Here is a 13003-nt window from a genome sequence, read left to right as displayed (position 1 = left end):
CCAACCCTGATTCGAGTAAGTGTGATTCCAAAGAGGGGGCTTGGAATATGAGTTGTCACCGTGTTATCTTGAGAGTGGATATCTCAATCTAGTATGTATGCTGGTGTTCAAAGTCGATATCAACGTTGAAAAGTCGCCCCAGTTCGCCATGGTCGGTGACTTCCTGCGACGCCGGTCTCTTTAGACTTTGAAACCAGCAAATCGTGAAGAATCCCAATTGGAACCTATCTGCTATCGAAACCCGAGTCGATCGGTACGAGTGTTGTATGCCAAAAAAGGAAAATCGGTACTTATTACAACTCGAATTTTAGGAATAAGTGTCAGAGATCGTGCTAAATATATCCTCTGTATGCAGCAGGCCCGTTCTCTCAAATTATAGGAATTTCAGCACAAGATCGAGGTTCGGTAGGCAGGTGCACTGACACCTCCTATTTTGGTGTTTCTCTCCGGCCCGCCCCGCTCGCCGCATTCCGCCCTCCGCGTCACTCGCGACCGACCATTCCGGGCGTGCGGGCGCTCCCCGCACCGCGAGCGCCCGTTCCGGGCTAAAGTAAATCTGGTCTCGACGCCAGCATTAAGCGCGTTTTCGGTTGCGCCCCTCGCGGGCTTTCGCGTTCCAGCGCTTTGGGCCGTTCCGCGCGGCGAGTCACACCACGACTCGCTGTGCTCACGACCGTCGCCCTGGACACAGACCCACAGTCCGGGCCGGACACGAGAAACGGCTTAAAGCTGGACGCTCGCTCCGGGCGGGTCGCTGGAAGACTCACTCCGTTCGTCTTCCAAGCCTCACCTCGCTGTACTCGGTGAGACGGCGCGCGGTGCTGGTTGAACATTTCTCTTCTGAGCGCTCTCGCTCGCGCCCCAGGGGCGCTCGCGAAGGCGCGAGCGAGAGCGCGTAGATGGATCTGTCGGTCAGTGTGGTACGAAGTAACCGCGATGTAGTAGCATCGCGGTGTCGGGCGCGTGAGCGCCTTCAGGAACCAGTGAGTTCCAATGTCAAGTAAGAACGTAACCAGTCAAGTAGTTTCGGTCGATGAACAGGGATTCGAGAACGCGGACGAAGCGGCGGTGGACGAGGACGGCTTCGAGATCGTCGACGAGACGCCGGAGTTCCAAGCGACGGTGCAGATGGAGACGCAGGCGAAGGTGGATGCGAACCACCCGGACGGGATCGTCGACACTAGTGACGAGCGGATCTACGGGGCGACTCTCGAACAAGAAGAGCGCATTCGAGCGCGGGAGGCAGAGCTGGAGCGTATCAGCGCCAAAGCCGAGTTGGGAACGCAAGACGGTCGAGAGAAGCGGACGCGAGAGGTCGCTGCGAAGCAGAACACTGAGCGGCGTGCTGAGTTCCAGAAACGGGCGGCGAGCGTGGATCCGTGGGCTGACCCGGAGCGAGACGATCCTCGTGCAGAACTTTCGCAGGAACAGTTAGCGGCAGTGAACACGCAGTCGATGCGGTTGGCAGAGAAGCTAGATGGCTGGTCGCGAGCGGCGATTGGGCGGCGGCTGGGTGAAGCCGTTGTCGGTGGGAAAGACCTGATGGGTGCGGTCGTCGGGGTATTTGAGGAGTTGCAAACTGCGCCGGGACAGGTGGTTCCCATCGGGAAGCTCAAGGACGTGAATCGCAAAGAGGTGAGCATCGACGGAACTGTGACCCAGCTGTGGGAGAGCGACCCGCCGGCCATTCAGCAAGTCGGACTCATCGAGGATGACAGTGGGAAAACGAAGCTGACTGTCTGGGAGAAATCGAATCAGCCATGGATCGATGAAGGCGAACGTGTACGGATTCACGGAGCGGCGAAGAACTGGTACAATGGGCGCGTCTCCGTGGCCTTGACGGGGGGAGCACCGTGTACTTCCCTGAGCGCGGTCGGTGGTGGGAGTAGCCGGTCATCCCCTTCTTTTTTGCTACGTGCCGGACCGCCCAGACCCCACCGCCCCACCCTCTGCTCCGTGCTCGCTCCCTTCGGTCGCTGCGCGCGCAGCCACAACCGTTCGGGGGAGCTGTACGTTCGGCGCTCTCAATACCGGTAGACCTTGAAGAACGTATATTGGCGCTAAGGAGGCCACAGCGCGATGTCCAACACTGGTTCGCAGCAGAGGAATGGTTATTAGTGAACCGTGTGTACTTATCGCATGGGGTCGACCACGGGATCACCAATCGACGACATCGCGTACCTCGCACGGTCCGAGCACCGTGCCCCGACGCTTGTCGCGCTGACTGTCCGTCCCCGTAGCCGATCCGAACTCTGGGAAATGACTGGCGTCTCGTCGTCGACAATCCGACGGACACTAAGCGAGTTCGACGACCGTAACTGGATCCGTAGGAACAAGTACCAGTACGAGGCAACACCGCTCGGTGCGTACATTGCATCCGCCATTGCGGAACTGATCGAACGGGTCGAAATCGAGCGGACGGTTCGGGATGTCTGGCAGTGGCTCCCGAACGAGGAGAGCGGGTTCACGATCGAGATATGCGCCGATGCGGTCGTCACGGTCGCCGAATCCGATAACCCGTACGCCCCCGTCAACCGGTTCCTCACACTCCTTGAGGACACCGACCGATTCCGTTTTGTCGGGTCCGATATCGCGCTCCTCGAACCGTGTCGGGATGAGTTCTGCCAGCGAGTCATCGATGGCATGGAAACGGAGATTATCGACCCACCGGGCGTCGCTAGGTACATCCGGTCAACCTACCCGGACCTGTCTGCTGAGACCTTGGCGAGCGGCAATCTCACCGTCTGGTTACACGACAATCTCCCGCCGTACGGAATCGGGATTTTTGACCATCGAATCGCGATCTGCGGCCACGACCCAGACAGCGTCACGGTCCGTGTATTGCTCGACACCGACTCGGAGGACGCTCACGAGTGGGCAGAGTCGCAGTACGAGTTCTACCGTCGCCGGACTCCGACCGTCCCCCTCGAGACGGTCGTGGATTGATGAGACGGCCGTATCGAAGATGATCGAGCACACCCAGTCGGTCCCACAATATCATCGTATCACTGCCACTTGTTTGAGAAGAAAACGAGAACGCGAACCGCCCCATCCGAGAGGCTCTGTTTCCAATCAGTGACGGCTAAGCATCATCTGCACGGGCGTCAGTCGCTGCCGGATCGTCACAAGGTGGACACGCCGGCAGCGAGCGCCGGTGTGCCACGAGTTAGCTACCTAACGCTCGAACCCGTATCGATCCTGCCGGAAGGCAACTGAACCATCATGGTACAAGCACACAAACTCGACTGTGAAGCGGCTGCAGCCGATTGCCGATTCATCATCCAGTCCGAAAACGAAGCAGAAGCCGTCGAATTAGCAAAAAATCATATGCACGACGTCCACGGGAAGGACTACACAGACGACGAACTTCGATCCGAGCACCTACAGACTGTATAGTGACAGCCAATGGCAACAGAATCTGGAGCGAAAGCGGACCCGATCGACGAACAGAAACTGACCAAACTCGTGGAAACGTCGCTCGTCGACCTCGGTGCGACAGTCCATGCCTCGCTGGCGATTATCGGCGACGATCTCGGGCTCTATGCGGCACTGGATGAGGCCGGGCCGCTCACCTCCGCCGAATTGGCCGAGCAAACGGATACCGCAGAACGCTACGTCCGCGAATGGCTGCGCGCGCAGGCTGCCGGCGGATACGTGACCTACGATCCCGAGACCGACCGCTACGGTCTTTCCCCCGAGCAGGCGCACATCTTAGCCAACAAGGAGAGCCCGGTATTCATGCCGGGCGCGTTCCAATTGGTCGCGTCGGCAGCGAAGATCGAACCCGAACTCCGAGAGGCGTTTCGGACGGGCGAGGGCATCGGCTGGCACGAACACGACGAAGATGTGTTCCACGGCACCGAACGCTTCTTCGGGCCATCCTACGGGGCAAACCTGGTCTCTTGGATCGAGGCACTTAACGGGATAGACGAGACGCTGAAAGCGGGCGGACGCGTCGCCGACGTGGGTTGTGGCCACGGCGCGCCGACGATCCGCATAGCCGAAGCGTATCCCGACTCGACGGTCATCGGCATCGATTACCACGAGTCATCGATAGCGGTGGCGCGTGAGCGGGCGGAAACAGCGGGTGTCGGCGACCGCGTCGACTTCGAGGTGGCGACCGCACGAGAGTACAGGGGTATCGACTACGACCTCGTCACGATGTTCAACTGCTTCCACGATATGGGTGATCCCGTGGGTGTGTCGACCCACGTCCGAGAGACGCTCGCCGATGACGGTGCGTGGATGATCGTCGAACCCTACGCCAAGGACCGGGTCGAAGACAACCTCACCCCGTTTGGCCGCCTCGCGTACTCGATTTCGACTGTAGCCTGTACGCCGAACTCGCTCAGTCAAGAGGTGGGCTACGGGCTCGGCGCACAAGCGGGCGAGGAACAGACCCGCGAAGTTGCGACTGCGGGTGGATTCACGTGCTTCCGTCGGGCGGCCGAGACACCAACCAGCCTAGTCTTCGAAGCGAGGCCGTGATATCCACGCGAGAGCTCGTGTACTTCGAGCAGTATTGTTTGAGATAAACACACGACACTGACGTGTCATGTGTCTAACCCGTTTTGTTCCTCCCGAATTTCGTCGATAGTGATGATAGAGCGATTTTGTCGGATGCAACGTGCAGCTGGTGACCACCTTCCAGCGTCTGCACGGGCGTCAACAGCCGCCGGCGTGTCACGAGTTAGCTACCTAACCTTTGACGTCGTACCGTTTCCCGCCGAAAGGCAACTGAACTACCATGGCACAAGCACACAAACTTGACTGCGAAACAGCAGCGGCCGATTGCCGGTTCATCATCCAGTCAGAGAACGAAACGGAAGCGATTGAACTAGCTAAGGCCCACATGAACGAAGTGCACGGGAAAGGCTACACTGACGACGAACTCCGCTCCGAACATCTGCAGGTCGTATAACGATGGCGGCTGACCAGCAGGTCTCCCACGGAGTGGACCTCGAAAAACTCGAAGGATTCGCCGAGTACGCTGCCGACAATCCCGACGAGGTACAGCTCGGGCTCGGTGCCCGGTCCACCTACGAAGGGACGTGCGCGCACAGCCTCGCGAAGGTAGACAGCTACACACTCGGCGGCGAGACGATTGCACGCGAAACCCGGGAGTACACCATTCCCTACGGCGCGTGGAAGGAAGTGTTGGACGCGGGCGGCTGGGTCGGTGGAACCGACCGGCTGGAACCGGTTGAGGCAGCGCTCTCTGCGCTGGCCTCGTGTATCAACGTCGGCATCACCATCAACGCCGTCGCGAGCGGCGTCGACATCGAGTATCTCCAGACCGACGTCCGAACCGAGTTCGACCCGCGCGTTCTCTTCAGCCTCAAGGATCTCGGAGATGCCGACGCCGTCTTCGAGAACCTGACCGTTGAAGTCGAAATCGAGAGCCCGAACCTCGATAAGGACCAAGTCGACGAGTGGGCGCGGCGAGCGCCCGTCTACACGCTCGTCTCGCTTAACCAAGACGTCCAGCTCACGGTGAACACCCCGGCCGAAGTAACGGCCGACGACTAATCGAGGTGACGACATATGTCAGAATCACTCGACGTCGACCGCCTCGAACGGGCCGTTGAAAGCATCTATCGGGATGTCGCGGAGGAGCCGACTGAGGAGTATCACTTCGAGATGGGCCGTCCCCTAGCGGAACGGCTTGGCTACCGAGACCAAGATCTCGATACGATCCCCGAGGAAGCACTGGAGTCATTCGCCGGCGTCGGATACCACTTCGATTTCGCCGCCCTCGAAGAGAGGGACGACGTCCTTGACCTCGGCAGCGGGTCGGGTACGGACGTCTTCATCGCGGCGTTACACGTCGGCGACACCGGGAGCGTGACTGGATTGGACATGACCGATGAGCAGCTCGCGAAGGCGCGACAGCTGCGCGACGAAGCGGGGATGGAGAACGTCTCCTTCGAACAGGGATACATTGAGGACGTCCCCTTCGATGACGGGACGTTCGACGTCGTTCTCTCGAACGGAGTCATCAACCTCACGCCGGACAAACGGCGGGTGTTCACGGAGGCGAATCGCGTCCTCACCGTTGGAGGGCGGCTCGCCATCTCGGACATCATCAGCGAGAAACTGATGCCCGAGAGCATCAAGAACAACGAGGACCTCTGGGCGGCCTGCATCGGCGGTGCCGAACAGGTCGACCGCTATACGGCACTCATCGAAGAAATCGGATTCGAGGTGGATGACGTCCGAGACAACACCCAGTACGAGTTCATCTCGGAGCAGGCGGCAAATGCCTGCCAGAAGTACGGCGTGAAGAGCATCTCGCTCGGCGCCCACACGTAATTACTATGGCAACCGAACAAACCATCGCAGACGAACGGCAAGAACAGACCGAACTTGAGGCATCGCTCCGGAATGGGTCACTGCTGATGACGCTCGCGGGCGTCGCATTCATCGGCTACGGGGTCGTATTCCTCGTGTTGAACTTTGTGGGGAACGGATTCGAACTCGGGGTCAGTACGCTCGACGGAATGACGAAAGCCGACCTGAATCCGACGGTGGCGTACTACATCAGTCACCTCCATATTGCCACTGCCGCGTTCATCATCTCGACGGGGATCGCGATCACAGCCCTGTCGTGGTACGGTGTGCGTCAGCGGCTTCGGTGGGCGTGGGCGACCACGGTTGTCGCCGCCGTCGTCGGCCTCGCGCTCGCGCTCCCGATGCACTACACGGCAGATGCGTTCACCCACGATTGGGTGACTCATCTTGGCCCGATCTATCTGGCGACGGTCGTCTTCGTGATCGGCGTCGTCATGGTCTATCGTGGCTTGAACACGACGTAGCTGTGGTCCGCATCCCAGCCGAGGCACCGATAAACTCACTCTCCGTCGTCGTTTTACACGGTGGCGTCGTCCAAGATATCACATTTCTCGAATACCTACTTCGGGTTGTCATCTACTTGTTTGCCTTCGGTGGGATCGCCGGTATCGTATACTGGGGATTAGAAGCTATCAGTACCAATTACTCCGAGGTTATCAATAATCCGGGCGATAGAAAGAACGACCCGTAATTAAAGGAAGTCGTGTTGACTTGTAGCGGTAGAACTAGTCGTGCGGAACCGTCTTGTCCGGTTGCTCCGTCGCAGGAGCAGGCGGGTCGTGTGTCCCGAAGTCGGGATGCGTCTCTTCCATCCAGAGATACACGATCGTTCCAGAGACGAACATGAGGATTGCAGTCATGTAGAATGCGGCTTCGGCGTTCACGAACTCCATTGAGAGCCCGATCCGGATTGCACCAACGCCGTACCTGGAGTCACGCCACATCCGGTAGACGCCCATGCCAGTCGCACGCCACATTGGATGTGCCGCGTCGACTGGAAGTATCATCAGATTCGGGTACAGTAACGCCATCCCCGAGACCAGACACACCCGAGAGCACGGCCCACGGAGGCACCCTTCGACGAGTATTATCCCGAAAACACTCGCACCAGTGAGAAACATCCCTGCGACGACCGGAGGACGGCGACCGATGCGGTCGGCGAGCGTCACTGTACGACTATCCGGTCACATCGAGACACGTTAGAGGAGCAGGTAGCCTGACAATACTCCTGTACAGGCACCGCTAGAAAGAATAGTTTTTGAGAAATCTCCGAGGAAGAACACAATGACGATGGCGACGAGCAGTGAGGTGAAGAGATACACTATGCACTTGCCAAATGCCCGGCTCAGGTTCAGGTCATCTCCCATACACTGATGGTTCAAGAGGTGGGATAAATTCCCTGTCACGGTGGTACGCCGACCATTGAACGGCGGACACCCCTCACGGTGGCCCTATTGAAACTCTCTACCGATGACAGTTCGTCGAGGCCGTGCTGAACACAGAGCGCGTCTCGGCCATGGGCTCAGATTCAATGTGGGCTAATCGAATTGCTCAGCACTGGGTCACTACTTATCTCGGCATACCTCGTAATTGAATCTGCGTGACTACGCGCTGTGATAGAATCGGTATCCGAATAGACGTGAAATGTCGCTTTCGTAGTTCCGTACTTTAATGAGTAGATGGTGATTCTAAGTCCCTTCTCCGAACCACTGTTCTAAACGTGACTCCGTCACATCGCTCGCCTTAACGGTGAGAACGACATTCTGTGCGGAATTACGGACCACGCCCGCTGTCGACCCGGAAATGTACTTTCGGATTTTCCCCTTCTGTGTAGCGCCGAGAACCGTAACATCGTAGTACTGAGACTGTTCAATGATAGCCTCGGCTGGATCGGGTGCCTCGTACACCCACTCGTCGTAGTCCTCGAATGTCCCAAGGCGTTCTCTGCAGTGAGACAGTAGTGTCTCTACCTCGCTCGGCAGATTTTCGTCATCTTCGACAGCAGTGAATAAATCGAGCCACGAGTCGGTCGCTTCTGCGAGTGCCCTCGATACGTCGAGAACCGCATCTACGTGAGGGCCAGCGGTGACGGGTACAAGTAACGACGATACGGAGTTGATTCTCTCGACAATTTCGACCGTGACGACAGTACAGTCGGCTTCGACCTCAATACTCCCTGATTCCGAGAAGCGAGAGCGATTCCTCCGGGCGTCAACAATCGTAGAGAGATCTCGTTCGTCTACTACTGACGTAAGCCACCCTTCCGTCAGAGACTCCGGACGTTCGACCGAGTCGACTTCGACGTTCGCCAAGAGCGATTCCGAGTGTGCCCACCGCACGATTTCCTCGCTATCGACTCCTGAAACGACGAGTGCACCGCCGTCTGCAATCCCTGCAGCTATTCGAAGTTCCATCTGCTGTGATAGCTTATCGCGGCTCAGGAGACAGAGAACGCCGGGACGACCGATGCCGTCACCGTCTGTCGCGACGGCGACGCAGTCGTGTTCGTCCGGCGGGCTATGTTCCATATCGACCTGTACTTTTGCATGTGGATAAAATCCCACGTTTACTGGGGGAGTGAGAAGTAGTAGAAGGATATATTCCGGTTCGCACAAACCGCTCCCACATGGAGAAGACGAAGAGGGGGATATCGACCCAAGGATAAGGTGGTGCTGTCGAGGGACTTCTCCTGCGTCACAGGGCGAATAAAATCTCTCGCCGGGTCCGAACACAATGACCGAGGACATCTTCGCACGACCACTCGTACCGGTCGCGTCAGAGGACGACGCTGAAACGACTGCGAACGCCGCGATAACGTATCTTCAGGGGGATTCGGAGACGGTCACGGTACTCAGCGTCATCGAGAAGGCGGGCGGCGCACCCGACAAAGCGTCGGTCGAACAGTGACGGGAGTACGCCGAAAAAGTGTTCCAGTCTATCGTGCCGACACTCGAAGCAGAAGGCTTCGACATCGAAACCCGCATCGCGTTCGGAACTGACATCGCCGAGTCAATACTTGACGTCGCGAAGGAGATAGACGCGACGTCCATCGTGTTCGTCCCACGTGGTAGCGGGATTCTCGCCCGCCGCCTCAGCGGTGACGTTGAGCACAAACTCACGACGAAGTCAGACCGTCCGGTCGTCGCGCTTCCTCGACGAGGTGAGGGCGAATGAGTGGGGAACAGGAACTCGCCCGGGACCTCGGCTTCCTCGAAGCCTACATCATCGGATTGGGAACGATGATCGGTGCGGGCATCTTCGTGTTGCCGAGTATCGCTGCAAAGAACGCCGGACCCGCGAGTATGGTGTCGTTCGCTATCGGCGGTCTTGTCTCGTTACTTGCGGCGCTTTCGTTGTCTGAACTCGCCACGGGGATGCCGAAGGCGGGCGGGTCCTACTACTACGTGAACCGAGCACTCGGCCCGTTCTTCGGGAGTATCGCGTTCCCGGTCCACTACCTGATGCTCCGAGGGGACTTGAAGAACCTCTATACGGACTTGCAGACGCGGTGGGTGTTCGGATACTTCGGACTCGGAACCCTCCTGTTGGTGGCGATACTATTATTTAACGGAACGTACGAATCGCTGTTCGAGGCGGTCCGGTACGGTCTTTTCCAGTTCGTCTCGGCCGCATCGTGTACGGGGTTCCAGACAGCCGGGTCGCTCGGAACAAGATGGTCGCCGGAGGCGCAGTTGACCGTCTCGCTCGGCATGGTCGTCGGTGCGGCCGCCGGGTCCACCGTCGGCGGTATCAAACTCATCCGGGCGTTGACGCTGGTGAAGGGGACTGCCTTCAGAATTAGCGACGCATTCTATCCAGACGCAGCGGTCCGGTACTTCAACATTAACGACCGGAACCTCTCAGAATCGGAGGCGACCCGCGAGTTCAAGGAGGCGGCCATCATCGCGTTCCTCTGGGTTGTCTTCCTCACCGTCGGTATCTTCGTTCTCCTTACCGTCCTCCCGACGGGAGAGTTCACTCTGGAGAACGTTGTGTTCGAAGTCGCCTCCGCACAAGGGAACGTAGGGCTATCCTCCGGTATCACCGGACCGTCGATGCCGACGGCGGCGAAGGTGATGTTCCTATTCAACATGTGGATCGGACGGCTGGAGATCATTCCCGTCCTCGTCCTCCTGAGAGCGCTCTTCGAGCGAGGAGGTGCTTACAGATGAGCGTCGAAGACCTGCCGATTCTCGGTCCGGTCTTCGAATCGGGTGCCGACGACTACGTGTTCGACGGATTGCTACTCACAGGGCCACTTCTTCTCTGCGTCCTCGCCCTCGTCGATCGAACGCAAGTTACAATGGCAATCGCTGCAGGCTATCTCACCGTCTTCGTCGGGTACATACTCTACAAAGCGAGCAAATACGAGAGTGCTTAATCGCCGCTGAATGCGCCGACCGCCGCCTCCAATAGACCGCCGCGTGCGAAGAGTGTCACGAGGTCGTCAGCGCGGATTTCGGTGTTTCCCTTCGGTGTGAGGACCCTCTCGTCGCGTTCCACAGAGACGACGAGTACCTCCGAGGCGATGAGTCCGCGTTCGTTTGCTTCTCTGAGCGTCATCCCGTCTATCTTCGCTCCGGGCGCGACGCTCACTTCCACCACCTCTCCCCCGCCGGAGAGCGACATGAAGTCGGTGATTGACTGACCTTCGCGCCGTCCTTCCGGTCCGAAGGCGTGGTAAGGGCGATGTTCTTCGTGTTGGAGGAGGTGTTCGTCCTCGACTTCGAGATCTATCTCGGATACGTCACGAGTAACTCGGGAGAGTTCCTGTGCGTCTTCGCCCACGGTCGTCACGTGGATATTTCCGGTTCCGCACATGAATTGCCGGACGTTGACGACGCCGGGTACCTCGGCAATCTGTTTTGCGAGGCGCTCTCTTTTGTCGATATCCGCCGTCCCGACGACGAGATGCACAGTACTATCGAAGCGTGGATCGCCTCAAAGAAGAGTCGAATAGAGACGAGGTCGAAGAACGACTCGATGATCTTCCGGATGGCGTCCCTGCAAAGGCGACGATCACAATAAAAGAAATTAACGACAATCGCTACTACTACTGGCAGTGGCGTGAGGGAAATCTTATCAAGTCAAAATATAAGAGTTCAATATATTCTTCCTGGTGATATAATTCATATCGGGAGCGGATCGCCGATAATGGATTAATCTTTACTCAACTTTTTGATGTTCTGTCAGACACACCACTATTGCCAGTAAAAACGGAGTACAGTAGCACGTTGGATATTACTGGCAACAAGGGTAACTGAGAATCAAGTCGCATAGAAGTCATTTAGAGATTACTGGCAACAGTGGAGAGGGTACTGGAGAAACTGGCACTGACGGTGGCGTGGTTACTGGCAACACCGGAGAGGGTATTGGCAGTACTGGTGTTGCCGGTGTTTAGTCACTCCAGAACCCGATGCCGCTTGGCAGTTTCACGAATATCGTTGAGGTCTCCGAGTTCGCTCTCGAGTGCGTCGAGGGCCGACGACAGAGAGACATCAAGCTCGTACTCGTTGTAGTTCCCGCGTCCACTCGATGAATCGACCAACCGTAGGATCCCGTGGAGGCTCAAATCCGACAAGTGATCGTGTACCCGCCTGCGTTTCAGCGGTTCACTGCCGTGATTTCGAAGAACTGCTTGATACCGCTCATAGATTAGTTTCGTTCGTTCGGGTGTTTCCCCCTCTGCTGCTAGCTGGCAGACAGTCAGCAACACATACTGCCCTTGTCGGGTCAGCGAATGCATTCCTTCGACGACCTGTTGTCGTTGGATCTGATGTTTGGCCTCCCGGACGTGATCTTCGGTGATTTTCGCCTCTCCACCCGCTATCGAATCGTTCTCGGCGATATCAGCTGCTTTTCGGAGTAATCGTAGCGCCTGCCGAGCAGACCCTGAGTCCTGTGCAGAGAATGCTGCGCACAACGGGATTACATCGGTCTCAAGGACATCATCGTAGAGCGCGATATCGGCTCGTTGGTTGAGAATATTCTGCAGTTCATTCGCGTCGTACGGAGGAAACAAGATCTCCTCTTCGCAGAAAGTGTCCTTGACTTTCGGAGAGAGGTTTTCTCGGAACTTGAAGTCGTTCGAGATGCCGACCACACCGATTTTCACATCGAGATCCAATTGTGAGCGTGCTCGTGGAAGCTCGTACAGAATATCGTCATCTGAGCCGATGTTATCGATTTCGTCCAGAACCACGAGAATAGTCCCACCAATCGACTCAAGGTCGTGGTAGAGTTCGTTGAAGATGCGTTTTTGTTGATACCCGGTTTCGCTCATGGGTTCTCGCATCGACGAAACCGTAGTGAGAGGATGAGAAGGAGAGCGGATCTCATTCGCGAGGTTGACCGCTACCTGATAGGACGTGGTGCAGCCGGTACAGTTGAGTTCGATAACGTTGAGATCGACGTCGTCGTACTCTTCGGCGGATTCCTGCAGTTCCTCTAGCAGATCGTGGGTCGCAGCTGTCTTTCCGACGCCGGTAACGCCATAGAGAAAGCGGCAGTGGCGGGAAGATGATAAGATGACCTTCAATTAAGGGTCAAGTTGATTCAAACTAGTGAACGAGAAGGGGAGATACCAATCTCACATATTCAACGTATCGAGGGATACACTCGTGACTAGGGGTGGGAGAAGGGGTTGAGCCGA

15 protein-coding genes and 4 pseudogenes are annotated in these 13003 nt (G+C 57.4%); 14 read left to right on the top strand and 5 right to left on the bottom strand.

The annotated features are described in order from the left end of the window. Nucleotides 1-993: 993 nt before the first annotated feature. The 8 genes and pseudogenes from NDI76_RS20055 (at nt 994) to NDI76_RS20025 (ending at nt 6815) form a co-directional block, all read left to right on the top strand. Nucleotides 994-1889, top strand: a pseudogene (locus tag NDI76_RS20055) (DNA-binding protein). Between the two features lie 250 nt (nt 1890-2139). Next, nucleotides 2140-2946: a helix-turn-helix transcriptional regulator gene (locus tag NDI76_RS20050; RefSeq protein WP_310925953.1), complete on the top strand. Its 807-nt coding sequence runs from the start codon at nt 2140-2142 to the stop codon at nt 2944-2946. 276 nt (nt 2947-3222) lie between these two features. After that, nucleotides 3223-3396 (top strand): DUF1059 domain-containing protein, encoded by a 174-nt coding sequence (locus NDI76_RS22695; RefSeq protein ID WP_425498391.1) that lies wholly within the window; start codon nt 3223-3225, stop codon nt 3394-3396. A gap of 9 nt (nt 3397-3405) precedes the next feature. Beyond that, the gene (locus tag NDI76_RS20045) at nt 3406-4488 is read left to right on the top strand and encodes a class I SAM-dependent methyltransferase (RefSeq protein WP_310925952.1); all 1083 of its coding nucleotides are present in this window, start codon (nt 3406-3408) and stop codon (nt 4486-4488) included. A gap of 259 nt (nt 4489-4747) precedes the next feature. Further along, nucleotides 4748-4921 carry a DUF1059 domain-containing protein gene (locus tag NDI76_RS20040; protein WP_310925951.1) on the top strand — a complete coding sequence of 58 codons (174 nt, stop codon included), beginning with the start codon at nt 4748-4750 and terminating at the stop codon, nt 4919-4921. A 2-nt stretch (nt 4922-4923) separates the two neighbouring features. After that, entirely contained in the window at nt 4924-5529 is a 606-nt protein-coding gene (locus tag NDI76_RS20035) for an OsmC family protein (protein ID WP_310925950.1), read from the top strand. A gap of 15 nt (nt 5530-5544) precedes the next feature. Continuing rightward, a complete protein-coding gene (locus NDI76_RS20030) occupies nt 5545-6312 on the top strand; it encodes a methyltransferase domain-containing protein (protein ID WP_310925949.1) in 768 nt (255 codons plus the stop codon). Nucleotides 6313-6317: 5 nt separating this feature from the next. Beyond that, the gene (locus NDI76_RS20025; protein WP_310925948.1) at nt 6318-6815 is read left to right on the top strand and encodes a hypothetical protein; all 498 of its coding nucleotides are present in this window, start codon (nt 6318-6320) and stop codon (nt 6813-6815) included. Between the two features lie 261 nt (nt 6816-7076). On the opposite strand, the gene NDI76_RS20020 is transcribed toward NDI76_RS20025, so the two are convergent. The 3 genes from NDI76_RS20020 to NDI76_RS20010 form a co-directional block, all read right to left on the bottom strand. After that, a complete protein-coding gene (locus tag NDI76_RS20020) occupies nt 7077-7520 on the bottom strand; it encodes an MFS transporter (protein WP_310925947.1) in 444 nt (147 codons plus the stop codon). Between the two features lie 30 nt (nt 7521-7550). Beyond that, the gene (locus NDI76_RS20015; protein WP_310925946.1) at nt 7551-7718 is read right to left on the bottom strand and encodes a hypothetical protein; all 168 of its coding nucleotides are present in this window, start codon (nt 7716-7718) and stop codon (nt 7551-7553) included. Nucleotides 7719-8039: 321 nt separating this feature from the next. Next, a complete protein-coding gene (locus tag NDI76_RS20010) occupies nt 8040-8879 on the bottom strand; it encodes a universal stress protein (RefSeq protein ID WP_310925945.1) in 840 nt (279 codons plus the stop codon). 205 nt (nt 8880-9084) lie between these two features. Between NDI76_RS20010 and NDI76_RS20005 the strand changes: the two genes are divergently transcribed. From NDI76_RS20005 to NDI76_RS19990, 5 genes and pseudogenes are all read left to right on the top strand, one after another. Next, nucleotides 9085-9258: a hypothetical protein gene (locus NDI76_RS20005; RefSeq protein ID WP_310925944.1), complete on the top strand. Its 174-nt coding sequence runs from the start codon at nt 9085-9087 to the stop codon at nt 9256-9258. Nucleotides 9259-9291: 33 nt separating this feature from the next. Further along, nucleotides 9292-9525, top strand: a complete 234-nt coding sequence (locus NDI76_RS20000; protein ID WP_310925943.1) for a universal stress protein — start codon at nt 9292-9294, stop codon at nt 9523-9525. Continuing rightward, nucleotides 9522-9782 (top strand): annotated as a pseudogene (locus NDI76_RS22690) (amino acid permease); the annotation flags it as partial. The gene NDI76_RS20000 and the pseudogene NDI76_RS22690, both read left to right, overlap by 4 nt. Further along, nucleotides 9783-10523, top strand: a pseudogene (locus NDI76_RS19995) (potassium transporter TrkG); the annotation flags it as partial. Then, on the top strand, nt 10520-10732 hold the full coding sequence (locus NDI76_RS19990; RefSeq protein WP_310925941.1) for a hypothetical protein: 213 nt from the start codon (nt 10520-10522) through the stop codon (nt 10730-10732). The pseudogene NDI76_RS19995 and the gene NDI76_RS19990, both read left to right, overlap by 4 nt. Here the strand turns inward: NDI76_RS19990 and NDI76_RS19985 are convergent. Then, a complete protein-coding gene (locus NDI76_RS19985; protein WP_310926104.1) occupies nt 10729-10980 on the bottom strand; it encodes a TrkA C-terminal domain-containing protein in 252 nt (83 codons plus the stop codon). The two genes, NDI76_RS19990 and NDI76_RS19985, sit on opposite strands and share 4 nt — an antisense overlap. 266 nt (nt 10981-11246) lie before the next feature. On the opposite strand from NDI76_RS19985, the pseudogene NDI76_RS19975 reads away from it, so the two are divergent. Next, nucleotides 11247-11474 (top strand): annotated as a pseudogene (locus tag NDI76_RS19975) (DUF6788 family protein); the annotation flags it as partial. Between the two features lie 278 nt (nt 11475-11752). On the opposite strand, the gene NDI76_RS19970 reads toward NDI76_RS19975, so the two are convergent. Continuing rightward, complete coding sequence (locus tag NDI76_RS19970) at nt 11753-12889, bottom strand: AAA family ATPase (RefSeq protein ID WP_310925940.1); 1137 nt, start codon at nt 12887-12889, stop codon at nt 11753-11755. Nucleotides 12890-13003 lie beyond the last annotated feature (114 nt).

The organism is Halogeometricum sp. S1BR25-6, from assembly GCF_031624495.1.
Lineage (GTDB): Archaea > Halobacteriota > Halobacteria > Halobacteriales > Haloferacaceae > Halogeometricum > Halogeometricum salsisoli.
Note: the sequence above shows the minus strand (reverse complement) of the source record. Positions and strands in the feature narration are given on the sequence as shown.

Coding starts and splice junctions, on each gene's coding strand:
- NDI76_RS20050 (WP_310925953.1), top strand. CDS start 2,140: ATGGGGTCGACCACGGGATCACCAATCGACGACATCGCGTACCTCGCA.
- NDI76_RS22695 (WP_425498391.1), top strand. CDS start 3,223: ATGGTACAAGCACACAAACTCGACTGTGAAGCGGCTGCAGCCGATTGC.
- NDI76_RS20045 (WP_310925952.1), top strand. CDS start 3,406: ATGGCAACAGAATCTGGAGCGAAAGCGGACCCGATCGACGAACAGAAA.
- NDI76_RS20040 (WP_310925951.1), top strand. CDS start 4,748: ATGGCACAAGCACACAAACTTGACTGCGAAACAGCAGCGGCCGATTGC.
- NDI76_RS20035 (WP_310925950.1), top strand. CDS start 4,924: ATGGCGGCTGACCAGCAGGTCTCCCACGGAGTGGACCTCGAAAAACTC.
- NDI76_RS20030 (WP_310925949.1), top strand. CDS start 5,545: ATGTCAGAATCACTCGACGTCGACCGCCTCGAACGGGCCGTTGAAAGC.
- NDI76_RS20025 (WP_310925948.1), top strand. CDS start 6,318: ATGGCAACCGAACAAACCATCGCAGACGAACGGCAAGAACAGACCGAA.
- NDI76_RS20015 (WP_310925946.1), bottom strand. CDS start 7,718: ATGGGAGATGACCTGAACCTGAGCCGGGCATTTGGCAAGTGCATAGTG.
- NDI76_RS20010 (WP_310925945.1), bottom strand. CDS start 8,879: ATGGAACATAGCCCGCCGGACGAACACGACTGCGTCGCCGTCGCGACA.
- NDI76_RS20005 (WP_310925944.1), top strand. CDS start 9,085: ATGACCGAGGACATCTTCGCACGACCACTCGTACCGGTCGCGTCAGAG.
- NDI76_RS19990 (WP_310925941.1), top strand. CDS start 10,520: ATGAGCGTCGAAGACCTGCCGATTCTCGGTCCGGTCTTCGAATCGGGT.
- NDI76_RS19985 (WP_310926104.1), bottom strand. CDS start 10,980: ATGTCGCTCTCCGGCGGGGGAGAGGTGGTGGAAGTGAGCGTCGCGCCC.